This window comes from Streptomyces murinus (genome assembly GCF_002154555.1).
GTDB classification, from domain to species: domain Bacteria; phylum Actinomycetota; class Actinomycetes; order Streptomycetales; family Streptomycetaceae; genus Streptomyces; species Streptomyces murinus.
Map to the genome: position 1 here is coordinate 1 of NZ_MUNF01000784.1, position 4,520 is coordinate 4,520.

6 protein-coding genes are annotated in these 4,520 nt (G+C 74.2%); 2 read left to right on the plus strand and 4 right to left on the minus strand.

Annotation, left to right across the window (positions count from 1 at the left end):
• Nucleotides 1-95: 95 nt before the first annotated feature.
• On the minus strand, nucleotides 96-1,454 hold the full coding sequence (locus CCN72_RS34945) for a hypothetical protein (RefSeq protein WP_244174630.1): 1,359 nt from the start codon (nucleotides 1,452-1,454) through the stop codon (nucleotides 96-98).
• A gap of 208 nt (nucleotides 1,455-1,662) precedes the next feature.
• Nucleotides 1,663-1,791: a DLW-39 family protein gene (locus CCN72_RS41075; protein WP_003999697.1), complete on the minus strand. Its 129-nt coding sequence runs from the start codon at nucleotides 1,789-1,791 to the stop codon at nucleotides 1,663-1,665.
• Nucleotides 1,792-2,140: 349 nt separating this feature from the next.
• Between CCN72_RS41075 and CCN72_RS34955 the strand changes: the two genes are divergently transcribed.
• Both CCN72_RS34955 and CCN72_RS34960 read left to right on the plus strand, forming a co-directional pair.
• The gene (locus CCN72_RS34955) at nucleotides 2,141-2,536 is read left to right on the plus strand and encodes a DUF6344 domain-containing protein (RefSeq protein WP_086812376.1); all 396 of its coding nucleotides are present in this window, start codon (nucleotides 2,141-2,143) and stop codon (nucleotides 2,534-2,536) included.
• Between the two features lie 188 nt (nucleotides 2,537-2,724).
• Nucleotides 2,725-3,501 carry a glycosyltransferase family 2 protein gene (locus CCN72_RS34960; RefSeq protein ID WP_167408742.1) on the plus strand — a complete coding sequence of 259 codons (777 nt, stop codon included), beginning with the start codon at nucleotides 2,725-2,727 and terminating at the stop codon, nucleotides 3,499-3,501.
• A gap of 25 nt (nucleotides 3,502-3,526) precedes the next feature.
• On the opposite strand, the gene CCN72_RS34965 is transcribed toward CCN72_RS34960, so the two are convergent.
• Nucleotides 3,527-3,715 (minus strand): ferredoxin, encoded by a 189-nt coding sequence (locus CCN72_RS34965; RefSeq protein ID WP_037650358.1) that lies wholly within the window; start codon nucleotides 3,713-3,715, stop codon nucleotides 3,527-3,529.
• 64 nt (nucleotides 3,716-3,779) lie between these two features.
• A complete protein-coding gene (locus tag CCN72_RS34970) occupies nucleotides 3,780-4,328 on the minus strand; it encodes a hypothetical protein (protein WP_086812380.1) in 549 nt (182 codons plus the stop codon).
• Nucleotides 4,329-4,520: the final 192 nt, after the last annotated feature.

Here is a 4,520-nt window from a genome sequence, read left to right on the forward strand (position 1 = left end):
GGCCGGGACGGCGCCGGGCACGGCCGCCGCGCCCGGCGCCGTCCCGGCCCTCCGGCCAAGGCCGTCGTGCCGATCCTGCTGCTGGCGCTGGCCTGCTACGCCGTGGGTTTCTGGGCGCTGACCCGCGTCTGAGCCCGCCGGGCCGCCAGCGTCCAGCCGCCGAGCACCAGCAGCAGCGCGGTCCCCAGCCCGATCCCGCCGGCCGCGACGGCCTTCATCGCCGGTGAGCCGCCGCCCGCGAGGCCCCCGGCACCGCCGCCGTCCCCGATCGGCGGCGCCGCCTCGTCCTGGGCCGTCGGCGTGAAGACGCCGTCCGGCTCCGGACGCCCGGCGTACCCCGGCCCGGCGTGCGCCCGGCCGTCCACCCGGACCCGCAGGGTCACCTCGTACGGCCCCTGCCCGAACGTCTCGGTCAGCCGGTCGCTGAGGTGCAGCACCAGGTAGTAGTCCCCGGCGAAGCGCAGGGCGCTGACGGCGGCGGGGGCGGCGTAGCGGTTGGCGTACTCGACGGGCGGCAGCGGTGCGAGGGCGACCGGCTTGCGGACACCGGTGTAGCCGAGGGAGACATCGTCGGCGAGGCCCCGGACGGGGTCGTACAGGGAGAGGTCGAGGGCGCCGCCGACGTACCCGTGCCCCGCCGCGCCGCCCAGTTCGGCGGAGGCCTGGAGCCGGCGGCCCCAGTCGAGCGGCACCTTGTAGAACACGGTGCGGCCGGGCACGAGGGTGGTCCGCCAGACTCCGGGGCCCAGCGTCCGGGCCGCCGTGAACCCCGCCCCGCCGGCGCGCTCGCGGGCCTCGCCGGTGACCGGCTCGGGCGAGGCGGAGTCCCAGGCCTGAGGGGCACCGGTGGGGCCGGGGGAGGTGAGCCGGGGTTCCATGACGGGTGCCAGCTCCAGGTCCCAAGGCGCGGCCGTGCCCCCGGTGTCGAGGCGTTCGACCAGTACGGAGTACGTCCCCGCGGCCCGGCACAGCGCCCGGCCCGCCTCGCGCTTGCCGAGGGCGGTGACCGGACGCGGGCTGAGCCCGGCGCCGAAGCGGGCGGTGGCGAAGGAGCAGGCCGTGCCGTGCGCGTCCCGGACGGTGACCCGGATGCCGTCGGTGGAGGTGACATCGGTGTGCGCGGGCGGTACGGCGGTGACCGGGACGTAGGCGGTGGCCGTGGCGTCGGCGAGGTCGAGGCGGTAGGTGAGCCGGCCGTGCGCGGGCAGCGAGCCGCGGTAGACACGGCCGGGGTCCAGGCGGGGGGCGCCGGCGGAGGAGGCCGTGCCCTCGACGGTGCGGGCGCCGGGGGCGAAGGCGTAGGCCCCGGGGCCGGTGGCGGCCGACGCGGCGGCGGCCGGGAGCAGTCCCGTACCGCACAGCCCCAGTGCCAGAAGCGCGGCGGCCGGGCGCCCGCTGCCCCGTATCCGTGCTCTACGTCCGTGTTCCCACGCCCCGCGCCTGCGCCGCCGCACGTGCACCCCCTATGACGTCACGTTCCCGCGGCCCATCCTGCCCCGGCGGCCGCTGCGCCATCAGGGCATTGCGCGGGACCGTCCGAAAGACCCCGCCCCCGACGCCCGGCGCGGCCACGCGTACCGCACCCCGCGGGACCCCGCAACCCACAGCAAAGGCCCCGGCCGCTTGGTGCGACCGGGGCCTGCTGAAATTCTGGAATCGGACTCACGAACCCGTGGGCACGGAGTCAGTCGCCTCCGTCCACAGGTCCTGCTCGGCGCGATCCGCCTGAATCTGGCGGTACACGAGGAGCCCGCCGATGGCGGCCAGTGCGACCAGGAGCAGCTTCTTCACCGCGCGACCTCGTCTTTCCTTGACGTAGGGGACCTCTGGCGCCCGACTATACACACCGGCCGATATCGATCGGTGACCTACGTCCGGCCCCAACTCCGGTCCCTGCCAGCGCAATAGCCCAGGTCGGGAGCCGTTCTGATCGGAGGGTGATCACACCTCCACGGACGGTCACTTTGCTCCCCCTTCGCGCATGCTGACCGGGATTTAGGGGTTTTCCGACCTTCTTACGGCCATCCGAGTGGTGTTCATCTGAACATCGCCGCGCCACGGGCGTCGGTCCACCACTTCGCGGTCCACATACACATCATGAGGAAAGTACGCAAATCGCCCAACCCGAAAGTGAGGGGCCATGGACCGGAACAAGGTCATGAAGCTGTGGACTGCCATCGTCACCGCCTTTCTCGCGCTGTGCACGACGCTCGGACTCGTGAGCGCCGCCGCCGCCCCCGCGGCCGCCGCGCCGCGCACCGAGAGCCCCCGCACCGAGACCGCGCAACGCACGGTCCCGGCGATCCCGGCACCACGCCATTGGACCTGGTCCTCCACCAAGGCCCTGCCCCCCACGATGAAACAGCGGATCAGGGCCGAGGCCCACGGGAAATCCCCCAGCTGCCGGCACCGAGCCCTCGACGACAGCGAGCTGACATCGGACGGCCACGAGACACAGAAGGCCCGCGAGGCGCAAGAGACGGAACGGACGCGGGAGACAGAGGCCAGAGAGCCCTCCGCATCGCTCGACTGCTGAACCGACCCTCCTCTCCCCCTCGGTACCGCGACGTCTCGACAACTCGGCGACTTGCGTACGCACGGTCGACACGGAAGGACCCCCGGCCACGGCCGGGGGTCACGCGCGCGTTCCTCCAGGGGCCCGAACCACCCCGGGCGGGGCCTGAGACGATGGCCACGACATCCCGGAGAGGTCTTTGAGAGGTGGTGAGTGCTGCCGTGACCCGGCACACCACCGTTGTCACCGTCATCACCGCCGTGCACGCCCCCTCGGCCCGGTTCCTGCCGCAGGCCTGGGCGTCCCTGTGCGAGCAGGAGCTGCCCGGCGGCGCGCGCTGGGAGTGGGTGATCCAGGAGGACGGCACGACAAACGAGGTCCGTCCCTACGTCCCCGAGGATCCGCGCGTCGTCTTCCACCAGGGCAGACCCGGTGGTCCGGGGGTCGCCCGCACGATCGCGCTGGCGCACGCGCGGGGCGCGTATGTGAAGGTCCTGGACGCCGACGACCGGCTCACCCCGGGCGCGCTCGCCCGCGATCTCGCCGTGCTCCAGGCGCGTCCCGACCTCGGCTGGACGACCTGCCGGGTCCTGGACCTGCTGCCCGACGGCTCCACGGCCGGTTTCCCCGGCGACCCGGACGAGGGTCCGCTGGAACGCGGCGCCGTGCTGCGGCACTGGCGGGCGAACGACTTCCGGCCCCCGGTCCATCCGGCGACCCTGTGTGTGCGCCGGGAGCTGCTGTCCGCGCTCGGCGGCTGGATGGCGCTGCCCGCCTCCGAGGACACGGGGCTGCTGCTGGCGCTGGACGCGGTGAGCCGCGGCTGGTTCTCGGCCGAGGCCGGGCTGCTCTACCGCAAGTGGGAGGGCCAGGTCACCGGCCAGTCGTCGCACACCGACCCCGCCGAGCGCACGGCCCGCGCGGCGGTCGCGGAGGCCAGGGCACGCGCACTGGCCGACCTCGGCTGGACCTATCCGGCGCCGTGAACGCCGTACGCCCGCGGACGCACCCCTACTCCCCGAGCACGATCGCCTGCGAGGGGCACCGTTCGGCCGCCTCCCGGACCCCCGGTTCCTCGGCGGCGTCCTCCTTGCCGGGCAGCACCACGCCGTAGCCGTCCTCGAAGGCGAACACGGCCGGGGCCCGGAACGCGCACTCCGCGGAGCCGTAACACGCGGCGCGGTCGACGGTGACCTTCATACGTCCTCCAGCCCTCCCTGGGCACTTCGAGTTCCAGGACGTCACTGCCCGGCCGGGCGGGCGCTCAACCGGCGGCTGACGCACCGGCCGCGGCCGCGAGCCAGTGGGCGACCCGGCGGACCGTGGGCTCGTCCAGCCGGCCGGCCAGCGCCCGCACGGCCGCGCCGTCCTCAGGAGCGAGGTCGTACAGCCCCGCCCTGCTCAGGGCGGCGGTGAGCACCTGGTGGCGACGGTTCGTCATACGCTCGACCAGCTTGTCCGGTCCGCCCGTTTCAGCCGGTTCGGATGTTTCAGACGGTTCACGCGGCTCAGCCGATTCGCCCGGCTCAGCCAAGTCGCCCTGTTCATCCCCTACGACCGGCCGCTCGGCGGCGGCCTTCTCCTCCGGGGTGCCGTACAGCCGCCAGCCGCCGCCCTCGGGCCCCCACAGCGCGAGCGTCAGCTCGGCGCCGCGGGCCCGCACGGTCCGGGTCATCTCGCCGACGGCGTACAGCACGGGCGTCCGGTACGGGGACTGCGCGGCCGGGACCCAGGAGTCCCGGGCGGCTTCGTGGACCATCGCGACCCAGCGCGGGGCGCCGGACGGAGGCGGGCACGGGGAAGGCTCGGGCATGGCACACACCCCTTCGGGAAGAGCCGGTGCCCGCGACCGTAACTGACGACCCGTCAGATATCCAGGTGTGCCGCGACGGAAAAGTCCCCTGCCCGCCGGCACCGGTCCCTCCCCTCGTGGGGACCGGTGCCGGGCGGTGCGGGACGTCGATCCGCGCCTCGTCGGCGTGATGGCGCGGATCGACGTCCCGCA

Bases quoted from the DNA above. Each gene is read 5' to 3' on its own strand.
- CCN72_RS34955 (WP_086812376.1), top strand. From the start codon at position 2,141: ATGGACCGGAACAAGGTCATGAAGCTGTGGACTGCCATCGTCACCGCC.
- CCN72_RS34965 (WP_037650358.1), bottom strand. From the start codon at position 3,715: ATGAAGGTCACCGTCGACCGCGCCGCGTGTTACGGCTCCGCGGAGTGC.
- CCN72_RS34970 (WP_086812380.1), bottom strand. From the start codon at position 4,328: ATGCCCGAGCCTTCCCCGTGCCCGCCTCCGTCCGGCGCCCCGCGCTGG.